Origin of the sequence: Leucobacter chromiireducens subsp. chromiireducens, from assembly GCF_016758255.1 — a bacterium.
Lineage (GTDB): Bacteria > Actinomycetota > Actinomycetes > Actinomycetales > Microbacteriaceae > Leucobacter > Leucobacter chromiireducens.
Map to the genome: position 1 here is coordinate 902,342 of NZ_QYAD01000001.1, position 19,635 is coordinate 921,976.

Here is a 19,635-nt window from a genome sequence, read left to right on the forward strand (position 1 = left end):
CGCCGGTCACTACTCAGCTCCTAGCGTCGCCCTACCTTGTTGGAATGGGTTCGGGCTCGGAATCGTGACGCCGATCCAGAGTCCGTTGACTCGAGTGGTGAGCTCTGTTGGAGTGGAACACATGAGCATTCTTGGTTGGGTTCTTGCGACCGCCGGGAGCGTGCTGGTGGTCGCCTACGCGGTGACGCTGGTGCGGGCAAACCCCGGCACACGGATATCGCTCTGGCGGCGCGCTGAGACAGTGCCCGAGCGTGCGACACAGTCGCTCACCTTTGGCAGCGGTGCTGTGATCTTCAGCGGCCTGTTTCTCACGGATGCGCAGCGGTATGTGCCCGCCGCGATGTACCTCATCGCGCTCTTGTGCTTGGTCACCGTACTCGGCGTGCACAACTGGCGGCTCCGCCGCAAAGGTGGCAGTCAAAACGCCGAGTAAGCGCCGACCCAGCGGGCATGATCGCTCACGTTCATCGATGAAATGCACTACAGGGGTGCAGCTGGGTTGTTCGCGCTCCCTGTGATGTCAGCGCATGGGTGTCAGGCTGCGCCTAGCGGTCGCTGCGACGGAGAAGCACGAGTTCGGCGATGATGGCCGCGCTGGTGAGGGTGATACCGCAGCCAATCAGCAGGAGACCGAGTGCGCCGAGCAGGAGTTCTGCCGGGTACATGTCGAGGGTGGAGCCACCGGCATCGCGGATCGCGTTGATCTGGCCGCTGAACACCGCGGCGCCACCGGCAATGAGTGCGAGGGCACCGAGATACGCAACGATGCGGATCCCGCCGCGCGCGGTAATCGGACGATTCATCACACTCTCGTTCACGCGTGCGGCTCCCTCACCGTGTATGTGGTCAGCTTCTCTGATGCGACACCGCGCTGCGGAACGCGCACGGGCGGTGGTCCCCCCACTGGGATTCGAACCCAGACTGTGCCGATTTTAAGTCGGCTGCCTCTGCCGGTTGGGCTATGGGGGGCCGCACCTATGTTCCCACAGGTCGCGCGGCACGCGTTCGGCTCCACAGCTCGGCGAGTAGGCTTGCCACGTGGTCTTTGCAAAGATTCTGCTCGTCGTCCTGCTGCTCGGCGCAGCCGCCGTCGCGCTGCTGATGCGCGTGCGCGTGTGGCGTGCCCGCCGCGCCGAGGCTCGCGCCAAGTGGCAGGCGGACGTGGATCGCGCGATCCGGGACAGCTAGGACCCACACAGGCGCGCAGCGTGAAGGGCATACACTTCGGGTATGACTCTCGACCTCACCTCGGCCGAGACCGTGAACGCAGCGGCGAAGCAGCCGTGGCGGGATCCGGCTCGCTACTGGGGCGCACTGCACGCAGCCACTGTAGATTTGCCCGCGCCGCTCGTTGCGCTATCGCCCGCGGCTCTGCGCTGGAACGCTGACGAACTGCGGCGGCGGGCCGGCGGCCTCCCCGTTCGCGTTGCGAGCAAGTCGGTGCGGTCCCGCGCCGTGTTGGATGCGGTGCTTGCGTTGCCCGGCTTTCACGGGGTGCTTGCGTACACGCTCCCTGAAGCGCTCTGGCTTGCTGAGACGATCGACGATGTCGTGGTCGGATACCCGAGCGTGGATCGGGCAGCCATCGCGCGGCTCGCCGCGTCCCCGCAGCTTGCCGAGCGCGTCACCCTCATGATCGACAGCGCCGAGCAGCTCGACCTCATTGACGCGGTCGCCCCGCCCGCTGGGCGTGCCGAGGTTCGCGTCTGCCTCGACTTCGATGCCTCCTGGCGCACTCGCGCGCTCGGCCACATTGGCGTGCGACGCTCGCCCGTGCGAGAGCCGGATCAGCTGCGTGCGCTTGCTGAGACTGTGGTTGGGCGCGCGGGTTTCGCCCTCGTTGGGGTGATGGCCTACGAAGCGCAGATCGCGGGCGTCGCCGACCGGCCGGGCGGCCGTGCGGAGGCCGCGCTGCTGCGCACAGTGCAGCGGGCGAGCGCGGCTGAGCTGGCCGAGCGGCGCGCAGCCGCCGTCGCCGCGGTGCGCGAGATCGCGCCGCTCGAGTTCGTGAACGGGGGAGGCACCGGCTCACTCGAGCGCACCGCCGCGGAACCCGCGGTGACCGAACTTGCCGCGGGGAGTGGCCTCTACGGGCCCCACCTCTTCGACCACTACTCGGCGTTCACGGTTGCGCCTGCGCTCGGCTTCGCGCTCGACGTCGTACGGAAGCCGACACCGGATCGCGCGACGCTGCTGGGCGGGGGATGGATCGCCTCCGGGCCCGCGGCGCCAGACCGCCTCCCGCTGCCCGTGTGGCCGGCGGGTCTCAGCTACGAGCCACGCGAGGGCGCCGGCGAGGTGCAGACTCCGGTGCGAGGTGCCGCCGCGGCGGGGCTCCGCGCGGGCGACCGCGTGTGGCTGCGGCACGCAAAAGCCGGCGAGCCGCTGGAACACGCGACTGAGCTCGTGCCGGTCACAGATGACGGACGCGCGGGGGAGCCGCTTGCGAGCTACCGCGGAGAGGGAAAGTGTTTCCTATGAGTCAGCCCACTCAGCAGATCTGGCGCAACTGGGCGCGCACGGAGAGTTCACTCCCCGCGTTGACCGTAGCGCCGCGCACTGCGGAACAGGTCGTCCGCGTTGTCGAGCGCGCCCGCGAGACCGGGCACGCGGTAAAGCCCATTGGCGCCTCACACAGCTTCACTGCGATCGGGGCAACCGACGGGATCCGGATCGATATGGACCGGATGCGCGGCCTCGTGTCAGCGGACCTTGAGCGCGGTCATGTCACGCTTCGGGGTGGCACGCGACTGTGGGAACTCCCGGCGATTCTGGGCCCGCTCGGCCTCGCGCTCCCCAACATGGGCGACATCGACCGGCAGTCGATTACCGGCGCAACGCAGACGGGAACGCACGGCACAGGCCTTGCGCTCGGAGGCATCTCGACCGGGATCGTGGGTCTGCGGCTGGTCACCGGCACCGGAGAGGTGCTCATGATCGATGAGACGAGCAACCCGGAGCTGCTCCCGGCGGCCGCGCTCGGGCTCGGCGCTCTCGGCGTCGTCACCGAGGTCACCCTGCAGTGCGTGCCGCGCTTCCTGCTCGAGGCCGAGGAGGCTCCCGCGCAACTCGACGAGGTGCTGGACACGTTCGTCGCGCGCTCGCGCGCCGCCGACCACTTCGAGTTCTTCTGGTTCCCGCACACGACCTCGGTGCGGACGAAGACGAACACGCGGCTGCCGCTCGCGCGCGGCACAGAGCCGCTCGGCCGGGTGTCCCGTTTCGTCGACGAGGAACTCGCGAACAACCTTGCGTTCGGAGCTTGCTGCGGGGTCGGTGCGTTCGCGCCGCGGGCGACGCCGAGCATCAACCGCTTCGTTGAGACCGTGTCGAGCAGGCGCCGCTACGTCGACGAGTCGCATCGCGTGTTCATCACGAACCGCCGCATTCGTTTCCGCGAGATGGAGTACTCGGTGCCGCTCGATGCGGTCCCTGAGGCGATCCGCGAGCTGCGGGCGATGATCGAGCGGAAGCGCTACACCGTGTCGTTTCCGATCGAAGTGCGCTCAGCCGCGGCCGACAATCTGCTGCTCTCCACTGCGCAGGGCAGGGAATCTGGCTACATCGCGGTGCATCGCTTCCATCGGGATCGCGACCTCGGCTATTTCCGCGATGCAGAGGAAATCCTCGCCGCACACTCGGGCCGCCCCCACTGGGGGAAGATGCATACCCGGGGCGCCGAGGAGCTGAGCTCGGTGTACCCCGAGTTCGCGCGCTTCCGCGGCGTGCGCGACCGCCTCGATCCCGATCGAGTGTTCGCGAACCCGTATCTCACCCGCGTGCTTGGAGTCTGACGGAGGTGGATGTTCCACAGCAGTTTCCGGGGAATGCTGGATAGGATGCACACATGTCTGGTGGATTGATTGCCACGCTGATTGTCGTCGGCGTCCTCGTAATTCTTGGTGTGTATGTCTGGGCGACGTACAACTCGCTCGTGACGCTGCGCGTGCGCGTCGACGAGGCGTGGAGCGACATCACGGTGCAGCTGAAGCGCCGAGCTGATCTCATCCCCTCACTCATCGAGACGGTGAAGGGCTACGCCGCCCACGAGAAGAGTGTGTTCGACTCGGTGACGCGCGCCCGCGCGGAGACGATCTCGGCCCAGGGGCCCGCCGAAGCATCCCAGGCAGAGAACCACATGCAGTCGGCGCTGAAGAGCATCTTCGCGGTCGCCGAGGCCTACCCGCAGCTCCAGGCGAGCCAGAACTTCCTGCAGCTGCAGAGCGAACTCGTGGACACGGAGAACAAGATTCAGGCCTCGCGCCGGTTCTTCAATGGGGGCGTGCGCGAGTACAACACCAAGATCCAGGTGTTCCCGAACACCATCTTCGCCCGGGGCATGGGCTTCACGGAGCGGGAGTTCTTCGAGGTGACCGACGTCGCCGCGATCTCCGAGCCGCCCCGCATCCAGTTCTAACCGGGGAGCGCCGTGTACCGCGCAGTACGCCGCAACAAGGTCAACAGCTTTCTGATCGTTCTGCTCTTCGTCGGGATTGTTGGTGGGCTCGGCTGGCTCGCAGGGTGGATCTATAATTCGCCCGGCATGGTCATTACGGTTGTGGCGATCTCGATCGGGTACGCCCTCTTCCAGTACTTCATGGCCGGTCGACAGGCCATCTCGATGAGCGGTGCCCAGCAGATCACCGAGGCTGACAACCCCCGGCTCTACCGCATCGTCGAGAACCTCGCGATCACCACGGGCACGCCGATGCCCGAGGTATATATCGTGCAGGATCCCGCCCCGAATGCGTTTGCTACGGGCCGCGATCCCGAGCATGCGATGGTCGCCGCCACCACCGGACTCCTCGACATCATGACGGATGCGGAGCTTGAGGGCGTGATGGCGCACGAGCTCGGCCACGTCCGCAACTACGACATTCGTGTGTCGATGATTGTCTACGGCCTCGTCGTCGCCGTGGGCATGATTGCCGACATGCTCATGCGCATGGCGTTCTTTGGGCGAAACAACAACAACGGCAACCCGATCGTCATGGTGTTCGGGCTCGTTGCCATGCTGGTTGCCCCGCTTGTCGCGAGCCTCGTGCAGCTCGCGGTCTCGCGTCAGCGCGAGTACCTCGCCGACGCCACCGGCGCGCTCACCACGCGCCACCCAGAGGCGCTCGCGAGTGCGCTGCACAAGCTCTCCGAATACGGTCGACCGCTGCAGAAGCAGCAGTCGAGCATGGCGCATCTGTGGATCGCCGACCCGCTGAAGCCCGGCATGATGCAGCGCCTGTTTGCGACGCACCCCCCGATCCCGGACCGGATTCGCCGCCTGCTCGACATGGGTGATAAGTTCTAGCAGCCCCGCGCAAGAGACCGTGCGCCCCGCGGACGATGTCGCCCGGCGGGGATAGGGTAGAGGGAGCCGAAGGAGGTTCCCCGCACCGTGTCAAGCATGTTCCGATCGCTCTCCGTGCGTAACTATCGCATCTGGTTCGGGGGCGCGTTCGTATCGAACATTGGTGCCTGGATGCAGGCCACGACGCAGAACTGGGTCGTGCTGACCGAGCTCACCGACACGAATGCCGCGGCGGTCGGCACGACAATGGCGCTGCAGTTTGGCCCGCAGCTGCTGCTCGTGCCATTCAGCGGTGCCGTGGCGGACCGCTTCGACCGGCGCAAGGTGCTGCTCGTCACGCAGTCACTCCTCATGCTGCTCGCGTTTGGCCTCGGCACGATGCTCGTGCTCGATGCGGCGTCCATCTGGCACCTGTACGGCTTCGCGCTCGCGCTCGGTATCGTCAACGCATTCGACACCACATCGCGGCAGGCCTTCGTCTCCGATCTTGTTGAGTCAGACCAGCTCTCTAACGCCGTCGCGCTCAACTCGGCCTCGTTCAACTCCGCACGGCTTGTGGGCCCCGCTGTTGCTGGCGTGCTCATCGCCGCGGTCGGCTCCGGGTGGGTGTTCATCATCAACGGTGTCTCGTTCGTGGCGGTGCTCGGCGCGCTGCTCATGATCACGACGCGGCGGGCGGCCCCGAAGAACACCGGACCGCGCGAATCACAGCTTCGACAACTCTCCGCGGGGTTCCGCTACGTTCGGCAACGACAGGACCTGCTCATCATCTTCCTGATCGTGTTCCTCGTGGGCGCCTTCAGCATGAACTTCCCGGTGATGTCCTCCACCATGGCAGTGGAGTTCGGCCGCGGCGCCGGCGACTACGGGCTCCTGTCGTCGATCCTCGCGATTGGCTCGCTCTCCGGGGCGCTCCTGTCCGCGCGGCGGCCCGAGGCTCGCATGCGCGTGGTGATTATCTCGGTGGGCGGCATTGGCCTCGTGAGCCTCGTCGCAGCGTTGATGCCCTCGTTCTGGACGTTCGCGCTGACGCTCGTGTTCCTCGGCTTTGCGATCTCCACGATGCTCACCACGGCGAACGGCTTCGTGCAAACGACCGCCGATCCCGCGGTGCGCGGACGCGTGCTTGCGCTCTACATGGCGATCCTCATGGGTGGCACGCCCATCGGTGCACCGCTCGTGGGCGCAGCGGCCGATGCCCTGGGCCCCCGATCCACCCTGGTGATTAGCGCGGTCGCGGCGTTTGTCGCGTTCGGCATTGGCATGGCGTGGCTCCTCACTGCCCGAGAACTCCGTTTCCACCGCGATGGGTGGAACTGGCGCGTCACACACGTTGGGCGCCCCGGTCTCGACGACGATCCGGCACGGCAGTTGGAGACGCTCACCGCGCCCATCTCCGTGCTGCGGCGCGACCCGGAGCCGCTGGGGGAGTCGGCGCCGCAGGAGGGCGCGACGGGGGCGATCCCCATCGACCAGATCCCCAAGTCGGAGCGCCCCGAACCGCCCGAGGAATCGGAGGCGTCTGGCGACGAAACAGGCCCGCACACCGGGCCGTTCCCGGCCCGCAGCTGACTCGCCGCGCGGGCCAACCGAGTGCCAGCGCTCACAGGTAGCCCCGGCATGCTTTGAGGGGTAGGCTGGACGAGTTCCCGGCGGCCTGTCCGCACCCTTTCCGACACAGGAGCTAGATACCCGGTGAGTGACTTCCTCTCCGCCCAGACTCGTACCGAAACGGACTCTCTCGGTAGCGTTGAGATCCCGGCGTCCGCATACTGGGGGGTGCACACGGCTCGTGCCCACGAGAACTTCCCGATCGCACGTCGCCCCATCTCGGTCTACCCCGACTTCATCCGTGCGTTCGCGTGCGTGAAGCAGGCCGCGGCGCGCGCCAACCTCGAGATCGGTGCGCTCGATGAGCAGCGCGCCACGCTGATCGATCGCGCCTGCGAAGAGATCAAGACCGGCATGCTCCACGACCAGTTCGTCGTTGGTGTCGTGCAGGGCGGCGCAGGCACCTCGAGCAACATGAACGCGAACGAGGTCATCACGAACCGCGCGCTCGAGCTCGCAGGTCACGCCAAGGGTGATTACTCGTACATCAACCCCAACGACCACACGAACCACAGCCAGTCGACGAACGACACCTACCCGACCGCAATCAAGATCGCGCTCGCGTTCTCGCTCGGCAGCCTGCTCGAGGAGCTGCGCCTGCTGTCGGAGTCTTTCGCTGCAAAGGGCCGCGAGTTCTCGCACATCATCAAGGTCGGCCGCACGCAGCTGCAGGACGCCGTTCCGATGACGCTGGGCCAGGAGTTCAACGCGTTCGCCGTGACCCTGCGCGAGGACATTGAGCGCCTCCAGGAGGCCGTCTCGCTGCTCGGCGAGGTCAACATGGGCGCCACGGCCATCGGCACGGGCATCAACGCGCCGAAGGGCTACAAGGAGTCCGTGATCCGCCACCTGCGCGAGATCACCGAGCTCAACCTGGTGACCGCGGGTGACCTCGTCGAGTCCACGAGTGACACCGGCGTGTTCGTCACCTTCTCGGGTGCGCTGAAGCGTTCGGCACTGAAGCTCTCGAAGATCTCGAACGATCTCCGCCTGCTCTCCTCGGGCCCGCAGGCGGGTCTCGGCGAGATCAACCTCCCCGCGCGCCAGGCTGGCTCGTCCATCATGCCCGGCAAGGTGAACCCTGTGATCCCCGAGGCCGTGTCGCAGGTCGCGTACTCGGTTGCCGGCGCTGACGTGACAGTGTCGATGGCGGTCGAGGCGGGCCAGCTGCAGCTGAACGCCTTCGAGCCGATCATCGCGCACTCGCTGTTCCAGTCGATCACGTGGCTCGAGCGCGCGTGCCAGACCCTGCGCGTCAACTGCGTGGACGGCATCACCGCGAACGAGGATCGCCTCGAGGACATGGTGGCACGTTCCGTGACCGTCATCACCGCGCTTGCGCCGGTGATCGGCTACGCTGAGGCCGCGAAGCTTGCGAAGGAGGCGCTCGCGACGAACGCGAAGGTCTCCGAGCTCGTCGTGTCCCGTGGGCTGCTCGACCAGGATGAGCTCGACGACATTCTGCAGCCGCAGAAGCTCGCCGGCCTCGCCCCCGAGACCGACGCGATCGACATTATCCCGGGCGCTCCGCAGAAGCTCGAGGACGACGCCGCAGAGTAGCGTCGAGCGCACACAAAAGGGGCGGTGGGAGAAAAACCCACCGCCCCTTTTGTATGCGCGGTGCCTGCGCCGAAACGCAGGAACCGCGCACGCGCGGCTGCTACGCGCGGACGCAGTGCGAGGTCAGCGTGCCCACGTTCTCGATGGTCACGGTGACCTCGGTGCCCGGCTTCAAGTACAGCGGCGGCTTCCGCGAGCGGCCCGCGCCGCCGGGGGAGCCAGTAGAGATGACGGTGCCCGGGAGCAGCGTCAGCGACTCCGAAATCGACGAGATGAGCTGTGCGACCGTGCGCACCATGAACTCAGTCGTGGAGTCCTGCACGCGCAGCCCGTCCACATCGGTGGTGATCGCGAGCGCCTGCGGATCCGGGATCTCGTCAGCGGTGACCACCACCGGGCCCACCGGGGTGAACCCGTCGAAGGACTTGCAGCGTGACCACTGCGGCTCCTGGAACTGGATGTTGCGCGCGGTGATGTCGTTGATCGTTGTGTAGCCGAAGACGTAGTCGAGTGCTTCCTCGGGCGTCACGTTCTTGGCGGCACGACCGATGACGACGCCAAGCTCGCCCTCGTAGTCGACCTCTTCACTGATCTCGACCGGGATTGGCACCTCGCCGAGGTGAGCGCCCAAGGAATTCGGGAACAGTGAGAACAGCACGGGGCCGGAATCATTGTCGAGGCTGAGCTCGCTCGCGTGCTCGTCGTAGTTCAGGCCGACGGCAAGCACGATCGGGGGAGTGATGATGGCGGGCGCGTACTGCGCCTCGCTGATCTCACGCCACTCGGTCGCGGGGAGCTGCGCGGCGGCGGCGCGGATCTCGTCCACTCGCTCAGGCCCGGCTTCGATGAGCTGCTGCAGGGAGGCGTAGTCGCCGCCGAGCGCGCGCACGGGAGCGAAGCGCTCCTCCTGCACGACAACGAGTTCGGGAGTGGAAGCGGGGGCCAAGACTAGGTGCGCGAATCTCACCTCTCTAGGGTATCTGAACCGGGGCACGCGGTGGGCGCGCTCCGCGCCCGGAGCGCGGTTGGGGTTCCCTCTGAGCGAACTCGGAGGCGCGACCCCTTCCGGATCGGGGAGAATGAGTGCATGACTGAAACACCGATGACGAAGCCGGAGATCGAGTTCCCCGAGGGGCCCGCCCCCACGGAGCTGCAGATCGTAGACCTGGTGGAGGGCAGCGGCGACGAGGCGCTCGCAAGCTCCACCGTTGACGTGCACTACTTGGGTGTCGAGTTCGATTCGGGCGAGGAGTTCGACTCGTCGTGGGGTCGCGGCGAATCCATCAACTTCCCGCTGCGCGCCCTCATCCAGGGCTGGCAGGTCGGCATCCCCGGCATGAAGGTCGGCGGCCGTCGCAAGCTCATCGTGCCCCCGGCCCAGGCCTACGGCACCGCTGGTGGTCACCCGCTCGCGGGCAAGACCCTCATCTTCGTGATCGACCTCCTCGGCGTGAGCTAAGCGCTCCTCTTACTCACACGCGGGAGGTGTTCCCGCGTGAGCCACAGGCCCACCCGGTTTCCGGGTGGGCCTGTGCGCGTTGTGAGGCGTGTACTCCGCCGCGCCGCAAGTGGTAGCGTTCTTATGTTCAGGAAACGCCCAGCTTGAGGGAATGGAGCAGCCTGTGGCAGAGGCCCAGCAGGAAACGAGTCAGCGGAGCACCGTGGAGCCGAAGGGCGGACTCGACCGCTTCTTCCACATCACGGAGCGCGGATCCACGATCGGTACGGAAATCCGCGGCGGTCTCGTGACCTTCGTGACGATGGCGTACATCGTGATCCTCAACCCGATCATCCTTTCGGGGAAGGAAGACATCGCGGGGAACGTCCTTGATTTCGGGCAGGTGAGCGCCGTCACCGCGCTCGCGGCCGGCATCATGACGATCCTCTTCGGTCTCGTCTCTCGCCTCCCCTTCGCGTTCGCAGCGGGGCTCGGGATCAACGCGTTCCTCGCGTTCTCCGTGGTGCAGGAGGTCACCTGGCCTGAGGCCATGGCCATCGTGGTCATCAACGGTGTGCTCATCGTGCTGCTCGCCGCCACCGGCCTGCGCCGCATGATCTTCGACGCGGTTCCCGTGCAGCTGAAGCTCGCGATCACCGTGGGCATCGGCTTCTTCATCGCGTTCATCGGTTTCGTGAACTCCGGCTTCGTTGATGCGACCGGCCAGTCTTCGCCTCCCGTGGGCCTTGGCCCGTCGGGCGTTGGCTTCATCGCCACCATTCCCACCCTGATCTTCGTGATCACCCTCGTGCTCACGGGCGTGCTCGTTGCAAAGAAGGTCAAGGGCGGCATCCTCATCGGTCTCGTGAGCGGCACGGTCATCGCCGTGATCGTCGAGGCGATCTGGAAGATTGGTCCGAAGTTTGGCGCCGACGGCAGCGTCAACCCCGGCGGCTGGAGCCTCACCGAGCCCGTCCTCGGTGCAAACCCGTTCGCGGTTCCCGATCTGAGCCTCGTCGGAGCTGTCAGCTTCGACTTCGGCAAGGTTGGTTTCGTGACCGTCGTGATGCTCGTTTTCACGCTGCTCTTCACGAACTTCTTCGATGCGATGGGCACCATGACGGGTCTGTCCCGCGAGGCTGGCCTCGCGGACGAGAAGGGCAACTTCCCCCGCATCAAGTCGGCGCTCGTTGTCGAGGGCATCGGCGCGGTCGTGGGCGGCGGCACCTCCTCGTCCTCCACCACGGTGTTCATCGAGTCGGGCGCGGGCATCGGTGAGGGTGCACGCACCGGCCTCGCAAACGTCGTGACCGGCCTGGTCTTCCTGCTGGCGATGTTCTTCACGCCGCTCACGGAGATCGTGCCGACCGAGGTTGCGGCTGCCGCCCTCGTCATCGTCGGCGCGATGATGATGTCGCAGATCTCGAACATCGATCTGAGTGACTTCCGCGTGCTGCTGCCCGTCTTCCTGACGGCAGCCGTCATGCCGCTCAGCTACTCGATCGCAAACGGTATCGGCGCGGGCTTCGTGTCGTGGGTGCTCGTGCACGCACTCACGGGCAAGGCCAAGCAGGTGCACTGGCTGCTGTGGATCGTGTCCGCAGGCTTCGTGATCTTCTTTGCTCGTGGCCCCATCGAGGCGCTGCTCGGCGTCGCGTAGTACGGCGCGCACAATGCAGAAGGGCCCCGGGGTGATCCCCGGGGCCCTTCTGTGCTTTGGCGTCTCTGCGCGCTAGTTGCCGAGTACCTTCTGGAACGCCTGGGTGTAGCGGTTGTCTTCCTCCGCGGTGAGTGAGCGCATGTCAAAGATTCGCTTGGACATCTCCTCGTCGGGGAAGATGAGCGGGTTCTCAGCGAGCTCCGGGTTCAGTTTCGCCATCTCCTCCTGCGCGCCGGCCACTGGGCAGACGTACTGCACATATTCGGCAACCTGAGCTGCGACCTCGGGCTCGTAGTAGTAGTCGACGAGCTCGTGGGCCTGCTCGAACGCCTGCGTGGCCTTCGGCATCGAGAAGGAGTCGATGAAGACGGACGCGCCCGACTCGGGCACGACGAACTTCCAGATCTCCTCGCCGGCTTCCTCGTTGAGGATGGCGATGTCACCGGACCAGCACATGCCAGCCCACACATTGCCCTGTTCCAGATCCTGCGTGTATGAGTTTCCTTTCACCGTCGACACCTGGCCACTGTCGATGTGCTTCTTCGCGACCGCAAGTGCGGCCTCGAACTCGGGGTCACCCCAATTGCCCTCGATGTCTACACCCTGCTCGAGCATGATGAGGGCGAGCGTGTCATCCTGTTCGGTGAGGAGGTTGACCTTGCCCTTGAGTTCGGAGGCCCACAGATCGGAGACCTCCCGCACGCCCTTGGGGTAGAGCTGGGTGTTGTAGACGAGGCCGGTCATGCCCGCCTGGTAGGGAACCGACCAGACTCGATCGGGATCGAAACTTGCGTGCTTCACCATGTCGATCATGTTGGCGTCGACGTTCGGCATGAGCGAGCGATCGAACTCGAGAAGTTGATCCTGCTCGACCAGGCGCACGGTGGTCGTGTCCGACGGCACGATGAGGTCGTACCCCGTATCCTGCTCGAGCTTCAGTTGGTCCTTGATCTTCGCGATGAAGGTCTTGTTGTCGTCGATGTCCTCGTAGTACTCGACGTTGATGTTCGTGCGCTCCATGAACTCGTTCAGGGACGGCCAATCGCCCGTGTTCTCGTCGTAGTCGAGGTAGTAGGTCCAGTTGGCCCAGCGCAGCGTGCCGCCGGAACCGTCGCCCGGGCCGCTCTGACCCGAGCATGCGGCGAGGGACCCCGCCCCAATCATGGCCGCGCCGAATGCGGAACCGCGCAGCAGCTGCCTCCGGCTGAGCTGAGCGGCGCGTGCGCGGCGGACAAGTTCCTGGACGACGGGATCGGACGTCGAGTGGGACATGTTTCCTCCTTTGGAAACAGGCAGCGGAAAGGTGTGCTGGCCCCATCCTCACACATCTGGTGCGGGAACGTAAATGCTCGTGTCAGGATCGTTGACGAACGGAGTGTCGACGCGCCACCCCGGCGTCGAGTGGCCTACGCTTCGGCCGCGCCGAGCACCACGTCGCGCAGCTCGTGGACGAGTTCGGGCGCGGCCGCGAAGAGCAGCGGCTCTCCGGGCGGCGTCGCGTCATCGCGGCCGATCAGCGATGCGCCGGCTTCGCGCGCGATAAGCGCGGCGGCTGCATAGTCCCAGGGCTGCAGGCCGCGCTCGAAGAATGCGTCGAGCCTCCCCGCCGCGAAGGAGCACAGATCGTAGGCTGCGGAGCCGAGGCGGCGAATGTCGCGTGCTCGGGGGAGGAGCCGGGACACCATCGCGGCCTGCTCGATGCGGCGCTCAACGGTGTAGCCGAATCCCGTGCCCACGAGCGAGGTGGCGAGTTCAGTGTTGCCGGAAATCGAGATTTCCTTCCCATTGAGGCGCGCGCCGCCGCCCTCGTGGGCCTCGAACAGCTCGTCGAGCCGCGGCGCGTACACGGCCCCGGCAATACCGCGACGGCCATCTGCCATCGCCGTGGGGTCCGCGACCGTCGCCGCAATGCTCACCGCGTACACGGGCAGATCGTAGAGGTAGTTCACGGTGCCATCGATGGGGTCGACAACCCAGGTGATGCCCGACGTGCCCTCCACACCAGCGCCCTCCTCGCCCAAGATTCCGTCGTCCGGGCGCGCAGCGCGCAGCGCCCGGACGACCAGCTCCTCGGCCTCGCGGTCCGCGGCGGTGACGACGTCGGTGATGCTCGACTTGCTTGCCGCGACGTCCACGCCCGCCGCACGCAGTTCCTGGATGCGCCGGCCCGTGTCCACGGCGATGCGCGCTGCGATCGCGCTGAGCTCTGCGGCGGAAACAGTGGGGGCCTGCGCATCAGTCATGCCTTGAGCCTACCGCCGTGCCGTGGCGGCGGGGAGGCTCGGCGCGACGTCGAGCGCGTAGGCGTCTTCTCCGTGGGCGGTGGCATCGATCCCAAGCTGTTCCATGCGAGGTGGCACCCGCAGTCCAGTCAGCGCCCGGACCGCGCCCGCGATCGCGAGGGACACGACGAAGGAGTAGAGCATGACGCCGAGCACCGAGATGGTCTGCACGAGAAGGAGGCCGGCGTCGCCACCCACGAGGAGGCCGCGCCCTTCACTCGCGAAGAACCCGAGGTAGAGCGTGCCGAGCACTCCCGCAACGAGGTGGAGGCCCACGACATCGAGCGAGTCATCGAAGCCCAGTCGGTACTTCCAGTCGATTGCGAGCGCGCAGATTGCCCCGGCGAGGAGCCCGAGCAGCAGCGCCCAGAGCGGCGCGAGATCGGCGCAGGCTGGGGTAATCGCGACGAGGCCCGCCACGGCGCCCGAGGTGGCACCGACAACCGAGGGCTTCTTGCCGCGCAGTCGGTCCGTTGCAAGCCAGCCCAGGATCGCCGCCGCCGGCGCCCCAATCGTGTTCACGAGGATGAGGCCGGCCGTGCCCGGCGTGTCTGCGGCGCCCGCGTTGAAGCCAATCCAGCCGAACCAGAGGAGCGCCGCGCCGATCGTTACGAGCGGCAGGCTGTGCGGGCGGTGCGAGCCCGGGGCGAAGCCGGTGCGCTTGCCGGCGACGAGCGCGAGGGCGAGCGCTGCGGCCCCCGCGTTGATGTGCACCGCGGTGCCGCCCGCCCAGTCGATGACCTCCGGGGTGCCAAGCGCGGTACCGAGGTTCTGGATCCAGCCCCCGCCCCACACCCACGCCGCGACGGGGAAGTACACGAGTGTTGCCCACAGGCCAGCGAAGATCACCCAGGAGCCGAGGCCGACCCGATCAGCGATCGCCCCCGAGATGAGGGCCGTGGCGATCATTGCAAACGTGGATCCGAAGCCGAGGCCGATGAACTCGGCCGGATCGGTGTGAAGCAGCCCGAGGTCAGCCGCGGGGTTTCCAGCCCAGCCGCCCTCGCCCGCGGCAAAGCTGCTCATCCCGTAGCCAACGAGGATCCAGAGCACGCCGACGACTCCCATCGCGCTGATGCTGAAGAGCATCATGTTGACCACCGAGCGGACCCGCACGAGGCCCCCGTAGAACAGCGCGAGGCCGGGGGTCATGACGAGCACGAGGGCTGAGCTGGCAAGCACCCAGACGTCGTGCGGAGTGAGCTGTTCCATGCGGCACCACCTTCCCCCGGGGCGGGCCCGGGAATCTGTTGTGGCACCAGTGTGCGGGCGCGCCGTTTCGCGAGGGTTCCCGCGCGATCTCAGTTCGGGGTCGAGTGCGTCACGGTCGTGTTTCGTGGGGGAGCGCGGGGTGCTAAGATGTACAGGTTGCCGTTTAACGGCCGCGGATAAAGAGAGCCCCAGCATCCCGCTGACGGCGCCGCGCAGCAACAGGAAGGGGATCCCTATGGCACTGGAAGCAGACGTCAAGAAGGCGATCATCGACGAGTACGCAACCAAGCCCGGCGACACCGGTTCCCCCGAGGTGCAGGTTGCTATGCTCACGCAGCGTATCAAGGACCTGACCGAGCACCTCAAGGAGCACAAGCACGACCACCACTCGCGTCGTGGCCTCCTGCTGCTCGTTGGTCAGCGCCGTCGCCTGCTGAGCTACCTCCAGAACGTGGACATCACGCGCTACCGTTCGCTCATCGAGCGTCTCGGCCTGCGCCGATAGTTTGCGGCTGATCGTCAGCTGACTTTCTGCGAAGCGCCCGTCACCCCTGTGGTGGCGGGCGCTTCCGCGTTCCCGGGGCTCGGTGCGGGGGTGCTGAGCTGAGCTGAGCTGAGCTGCGGCGCGCTCTGTCCCCAGCGGCGCCCAGCCGGATCGATCGGGATCAGAGACGCCGAGCTGTGCCGCGGTACAGCGCCACCGGCTGGAGCTCGCTGAGGCGGACATCGTCACCGTGGCAGGCGTGAAGTGCACCGGCCTGCTCCGAACACTCATCGATGTCGGACGGACCGCGAGTGACGAGCAAGCCGCGGTGGTGCTGGACGCGGGGTCGCGGCTGAACAACAAGTTTGGCAGGGCGACCGAGACAAAGGTTTGGCGAACCGAGGTGCTGCAGCACCTTGAGTGGCTGCCACCCGGACCAGGAAGGGCGCGAGCGCTCGGCGAGAGGCTCGCGGCCTTCGGACTGCACCCGGCAGCTACCTGCGCGTGCGACGCGGGCGGGCCACAACGGGAACGGCCCCCTCGCCGAAGCGAGGGGGCCGTTCTGGCAGTCCGTGAAGAACTTAGATCTTCGAGGACGCGTCCTTCAGGACGCTGCGCAGGATGCCGCCGATCTCTGCGAACTCAGCCGGACCAATGGTCAGCGGCGGAGCGAGCTGGATGACGGGGTCTCCACGGTCGTCGGCGCGGCAGTACAGGCCGGCGTCCCACAGCGCGGGGGAGAGGTAATCGCGGAGCAGTCGGTTCGACTCCTCCTCGTTGAAGGTCTCCTTGGTCGCCTTGTCCTTGACAAGCTCGATGCCGAAGAAGTATCCCTCGCCACGCACGTCACCGACGATGTCGATGTCGAGCAGCTTCTCGAGCTCGGCGCGGAACAGCGGGCTGTTCTCGCGCACGCGGCCGTTGAGGTCCTCTTCCTCGAAGATGTCGAGGTTCTCGAGGGCCGCAGCAGCTGCCGCCGGGTGACCAGCGAAGGTGAAGCCGTGGTAGAAGGTGTTGTCCTCCGAGTTGAAGGGCTCCGACACCTTGTCCGAGACGATCATGGCACCGAGGGGGACGTAGCCCGAGGTGATGCCCTTTGCCGAGGTGATGATGTCGGGCTCGTAGCCGAGCGCCTTCGAGGCGAAGAAGTCGCCCACGCGGCCGTAGGCACAGATGACCTCGTCCGAAACGAGCAGCACGTCGTACTGGTCGCAGATCTCGCGCACGCGCTTGAAGTATCCGGGGGGCGGCGGGAAGCAGCCACCGGAGTTCTGCACGGGCTCAAGGAAGACAGCAGCAACGGTCTCGGGACCCTCGAAGAGGATCGCCTCCTCGATGCGGTTTGCTGCCCACTGGCCGAATGCCTCGAGGTCGTTGGACGGAGCGCCCATCTCCTCAGCACGGTAGAAGTTCGTGTTGGGCACGCGGTGACCACCGGGGGTCAGCGGCTCGTAGAACTTCTTCATGTCGGGGATACCGGTGATCGCCAGGGCGCCCTGCGGGGTGCCGTGGTAGGCAACCGAACGCGAGATGACCTTGTGCTTCATCGGCTGGCCCTTGATCTTCCAGAAGTGCTTCGCCAGCTTGAATGCCGACTCCACAGCCTCGCCACCACCGGTGGTGAAGAAGACCTTGTTCATCTCGCCGGGAGCGTACGAAGCGAGACGCTCCGAGAGCTCGATGGCTGCCGGGTGGCCGTAGGACCAGATCGGCATGAAGTCAAGCTGCTTCATCTGCTTGGCTGCTGCCTGAACGATGCGATCGCGGCCGTGGCCAGCGTTCACAACGAAGAGACCTGCAAGGCCGTCGATGTACTCCTTGCCAGCAGCATCGTAGATGTGGTGGCCCTCGGCGCGCGTGATGACGGGGATGCCGTCGTTCAGCACCTTGCGGTTCGTGAAGTGCGGCCACATGTGGCGCTTGGCCGAAGCCTGGAGCGCCGCGGTGTCAACCGCCGCAGTGGGATCGAATGACATGGTTATCTTGTTCCCCAATCGTATTTCTGTTTGGTGAGTTGGAGGTATACAAACGTCTCCGTCGCCGCGACGCCTTCGACCGCACGAATCTTCTCGTTGAGAAGCTCGATGAGTCCGTCGTCATCCTCACACACCACCTCGACGATGATGTCGAAGGAGCCTGCGCTGAGCACGACGTAGCTGATCTCGGGGATGGCGGAGAGCTGATCAGCGACGACACGGGTGTCGCCGGAGACCCGGATACCGAGCATTGCCTGGCGGGTAAAGCCAAGGCGCATGGGATCGGTCACTGCAACGATCTGCATGACCCCGGTATCCGTGAGTTTTTGCACGCGCTGACGCACGGCGGCCTCACTGAGGCCGACCGCTTTCCCGATCTCCGCGTACGAGCGGCGGCCATCGCGCTGAAGTTGCTCGATGATCGCCTTCGACGTTGGGTCGAGAGCCTGCGACGTGCGTTTGCTGCTCACGTTACTGATTCTTGCAGTGAGAACCTGAAAAAGCAAAGGAATCCGAAGATAACGGAGACGATTTCTGTTGATTTCGCCCTTTTAGACGAGGAGCGGGCGCGCGCGATGGGTGCACAACGGCGCGGGATCGCCGCACTGCCGAGCATAACCCTGGGCCCCGCGCGCTTCCACCTTTTTCCCTGGTCCGTTCGGTGAACTTGCAGCTCTGCTCCGCAGCCGAACCACGCCAATTGCGGGCGTACCCGGGCCAGCGATTCGTGCTCTTCATTTCGCACAAAATGTAACCGTTTCATGAAGAATTCCGGTTCCAGAGGTTATCTTCTTTGCATCGAGTCACTGTCTGTGACAGTCTCAGTGTCACCACCCGGCAGTGTCGCCGTTTGTGCGACTGTCGGTTCGCCTATGAGAAACCAAGGGAGATCTCTCATGGTCCGTCAGCCTGAAGACCCGATCGTTCGGAATATTGTGCAGATGCTTCGCGGCGCACAGCTCAACCGTCGCCAGCTGCTGCGCGGCGCTGCGGCCGGCGCCGCAGGAGCTAGCGCACTCGGTCTCGCCGCCTGCGCCCCGAATTCCGGCGGTGGAGGAGGAGGTGAAGGCGGCGAGGGTATCGCGTGGGGCAACTGGACCTACTACCTCGATTTTGATGAGCAGACCCAGTCATACCCGTCACTCGACGCATTCATGGAGCAGGCCGGCTTCACGGTTGACTACATCGAGGACATCGATGACAACAACACGTTCTACGGCAAGATCAAGGATCAGCTGAAGCTCGGTCAGTTCACGGGCTACGACACGATCACGTTCACCGACTGGATGAACGCGCGCCTGATCCAGGACGAGCAGGTCCAAGAGTTTGACTACGCAAACCTGCCGAACGTGAAGGCGAACCTCGTCGACGCCCAGTGGGACGCGCTCGATGTGGATCCGGGCCGAAAGTTCACGATCCCGTGGCAGCTGCCCGCGTCGGGCTGGGTGTGGAACACGAAGGAAGTGCCGAAGGGCATCAAGACGCTCGACGACTTCCTGCGCCCGGAACTCAAGGGGAAGGTGGTCGTGCTCAGCGAAATGCGCGACACCATGGGCATGGTCATGGCTGGCCTCGGCACCGATCCCAATGGTGCGTGGGGCGACAAGGAGTTCGACGCGGCCCTTGCGTGGCTCGACGATGCGCTGCAGAGCGGCCAGATCGGCAACGTGAAGGGCAACAGCTACACGCAGGACCTCATTCGGGGTGACGCGCTCGCGGCCATGGCATGGACGGGTGACGTCATCATGCTGAACACCGAGAACGACAATCAGTGGACGCTCGAGATCCCCGAGTCGGGCGGCATGATCGCGGCCGACTCGTTCACGGTGCCGAACGGCACGACCCCCGAGGCGAAAGCCAAGGTCGAGGAGATGATCAACTACTACTACGACCCGGAAGTGATGGCGGAGGTCGCGGACTACGTGACATTCGTGCCCCCAGTGAAGGGCACGCAGGAGGCCATGCAGAAGGTGAACCCGGAGAACGCCGACAACCCGCTGATCTTCCCGAGCGAAGAGGACTGGAAGCACCTCCACACATTCCGCACACTGACGGCAGAGGAAGACAAGAAGTACTCCACCGCGTTCCAGAACGTGCTGGGGCTGTGATC

Annotated in this window: 19 protein-coding genes and 1 tRNA gene; 12 read left to right on the forward strand and 8 right to left on the reverse strand. The window is 65.7% G+C overall.

Annotation, left to right across the window (positions count from 1 at the left end):
• Positions 1-121 precede the first annotated feature (121 nt).
• Positions 122-433 carry a hypothetical protein gene (locus D3226_RS04245; RefSeq protein WP_202381120.1) on the forward strand — a complete coding sequence of 104 codons (312 nt, stop codon included), beginning with the start codon at positions 122-124 and terminating at the stop codon, positions 431-433.
• Between the two features lie 112 nt (positions 434-545).
• On the opposite strand, the gene D3226_RS04250 is transcribed toward D3226_RS04245, so the two are convergent.
• Together D3226_RS04250 and D3226_RS04255 are read right to left on the reverse strand one after the other, a co-directional pair.
• Positions 546-803, reverse strand: a complete 258-nt coding sequence (locus D3226_RS04250) for a hypothetical protein (protein ID WP_202381121.1) — start codon at positions 801-803, stop codon at positions 546-548.
• Positions 804-892: 89 nt separating this feature from the next.
• Positions 893-969, reverse strand: a tRNA-Leu gene (locus D3226_RS04255).
• A gap of 69 nt (positions 970-1,038) precedes the next feature.
• Here D3226_RS04255 and D3226_RS04260 point away from each other — a divergent pair.
• The 7 genes from D3226_RS04260 to D3226_RS04290 all read left to right on the forward strand — a co-directional run bounded on the left by D3226_RS04260 (position 1,039) and on the right by D3226_RS04290 (position 8,473).
• On the forward strand, positions 1,039-1,188 hold the full coding sequence (locus D3226_RS04260) for a hypothetical protein (protein WP_202381122.1): 150 nt from the start codon (positions 1,039-1,041) through the stop codon (positions 1,186-1,188).
• A gap of 42 nt (positions 1,189-1,230) precedes the next feature.
• Complete coding sequence (locus D3226_RS04265) at positions 1,231-2,481, forward strand: alanine racemase (protein ID WP_202381123.1); 1,251 nt, start codon at positions 1,231-1,233, stop codon at positions 2,479-2,481.
• Positions 2,478-3,794: a D-arabinono-1,4-lactone oxidase gene (locus tag D3226_RS04270; RefSeq protein WP_202381124.1), complete on the forward strand. Its 1,317-nt coding sequence runs from the start codon at positions 2,478-2,480 to the stop codon at positions 3,792-3,794. The genes D3226_RS04265 and D3226_RS04270 overlap by 4 nt, the downstream gene beginning before the upstream one ends.
• Before the next feature lie 53 nt (positions 3,795-3,847).
• Positions 3,848-4,417, forward strand: a complete 570-nt coding sequence (locus D3226_RS04275; protein WP_025134166.1) for a LemA family protein — start codon at positions 3,848-3,850, stop codon at positions 4,415-4,417.
• Positions 4,418-4,429: 12 nt separating this feature from the next.
• Positions 4,430-5,302, forward strand: a complete 873-nt coding sequence (locus D3226_RS04280; RefSeq protein WP_202381125.1) for a M48 family metalloprotease — start codon at positions 4,430-4,432, stop codon at positions 5,300-5,302.
• 96 nt (positions 5,303-5,398) lie between these two features.
• Positions 5,399-6,874, forward strand: coding sequence for an MFS transporter (locus tag D3226_RS04285; protein ID WP_202381126.1), 1,476 nt, complete (start codon positions 5,399-5,401; stop codon positions 6,872-6,874).
• 123 nt (positions 6,875-6,997) lie between these two features.
• Positions 6,998-8,473: an aspartate ammonia-lyase gene (locus D3226_RS04290; protein ID WP_202381127.1), complete on the forward strand. Its 1,476-nt coding sequence runs from the start codon at positions 6,998-7,000 to the stop codon at positions 8,471-8,473.
• Between the two features lie 100 nt (positions 8,474-8,573).
• Here D3226_RS04290 and D3226_RS04295 read toward each other — a convergent pair whose 3' ends face one another.
• On the reverse strand, positions 8,574-9,440 hold the full coding sequence (locus D3226_RS04295; RefSeq protein WP_202381128.1) for a fumarylacetoacetate hydrolase family protein: 867 nt from the start codon (positions 9,438-9,440) through the stop codon (positions 8,574-8,576).
• A gap of 120 nt (positions 9,441-9,560) precedes the next feature.
• Here D3226_RS04295 and D3226_RS04300 point away from each other — a divergent pair, with 120 nt between their 5' ends.
• Complete coding sequence (locus D3226_RS04300) at positions 9,561-9,932, forward strand: FKBP-type peptidyl-prolyl cis-trans isomerase (protein WP_202381129.1); 372 nt, start codon at positions 9,561-9,563, stop codon at positions 9,930-9,932.
• A 151-nt stretch (positions 9,933-10,083) separates the two neighbouring features.
• Entirely contained in the window at positions 10,084-11,571 is a 1,488-nt protein-coding gene (locus D3226_RS04305; protein ID WP_202381130.1) for an NCS2 family permease, read from the forward strand.
• Between the two features lie 72 nt (positions 11,572-11,643).
• On the opposite strand, the gene D3226_RS04310 is transcribed toward D3226_RS04305, so the two are convergent.
• From D3226_RS04310 to D3226_RS04320, 3 genes are all read right to left on the reverse strand, one after another.
• The gene (locus tag D3226_RS04310; RefSeq protein ID WP_202381131.1) at positions 11,644-12,843 is read right to left on the reverse strand and encodes an ABC transporter substrate-binding protein; all 1,200 of its coding nucleotides are present in this window, start codon (positions 12,841-12,843) and stop codon (positions 11,644-11,646) included.
• A 134-nt stretch (positions 12,844-12,977) separates the two neighbouring features.
• Positions 12,978-13,814 (reverse strand): inositol monophosphatase family protein, encoded by an 837-nt coding sequence (locus D3226_RS04315; RefSeq protein WP_202381132.1) that lies wholly within the window; start codon positions 13,812-13,814, stop codon positions 12,978-12,980.
• Positions 13,815-13,823: 9 nt separating this feature from the next.
• Entirely contained in the window at positions 13,824-15,065 is a 1,242-nt protein-coding gene (locus tag D3226_RS04320) for an ammonium transporter (RefSeq protein ID WP_202381133.1), read from the reverse strand.
• A gap of 235 nt (positions 15,066-15,300) precedes the next feature.
• Between D3226_RS04320 and rpsO the strand changes: the two genes are divergently transcribed.
• On the forward strand, positions 15,301-15,570 hold the full coding sequence (rpsO, locus tag D3226_RS04325; RefSeq protein WP_202381134.1) for a 30S ribosomal protein S15: 270 nt from the start codon (positions 15,301-15,303) through the stop codon (positions 15,568-15,570).
• A 560-nt stretch (positions 15,571-16,130) separates the two neighbouring features.
• Here the strand turns inward: rpsO and D3226_RS04330 are convergent.
• Together D3226_RS04330 and D3226_RS04335 are read right to left on the reverse strand one after the other, a co-directional pair.
• Entirely contained in the window at positions 16,131-17,525 is a 1,395-nt protein-coding gene (locus D3226_RS04330) for an aspartate aminotransferase family protein (RefSeq protein ID WP_202381135.1), read from the reverse strand.
• Between the two features lie 2 nt (positions 17,526-17,527).
• The gene (locus D3226_RS04335) at positions 17,528-17,995 is read right to left on the reverse strand and encodes an AsnC family transcriptional regulator (RefSeq protein WP_202381136.1); all 468 of its coding nucleotides are present in this window, start codon (positions 17,993-17,995) and stop codon (positions 17,528-17,530) included.
• A 426-nt stretch (positions 17,996-18,421) separates the two neighbouring features.
• Here D3226_RS04335 and D3226_RS04340 point away from each other — a divergent pair, with 426 nt between their 5' ends.
• Positions 18,422-19,633, forward strand: coding sequence for an ABC transporter substrate-binding protein (locus tag D3226_RS04340; protein ID WP_202381137.1), 1,212 nt, complete (start codon positions 18,422-18,424; stop codon positions 19,631-19,633).
• Positions 19,634-19,635: the final 2 nt, after the last annotated feature.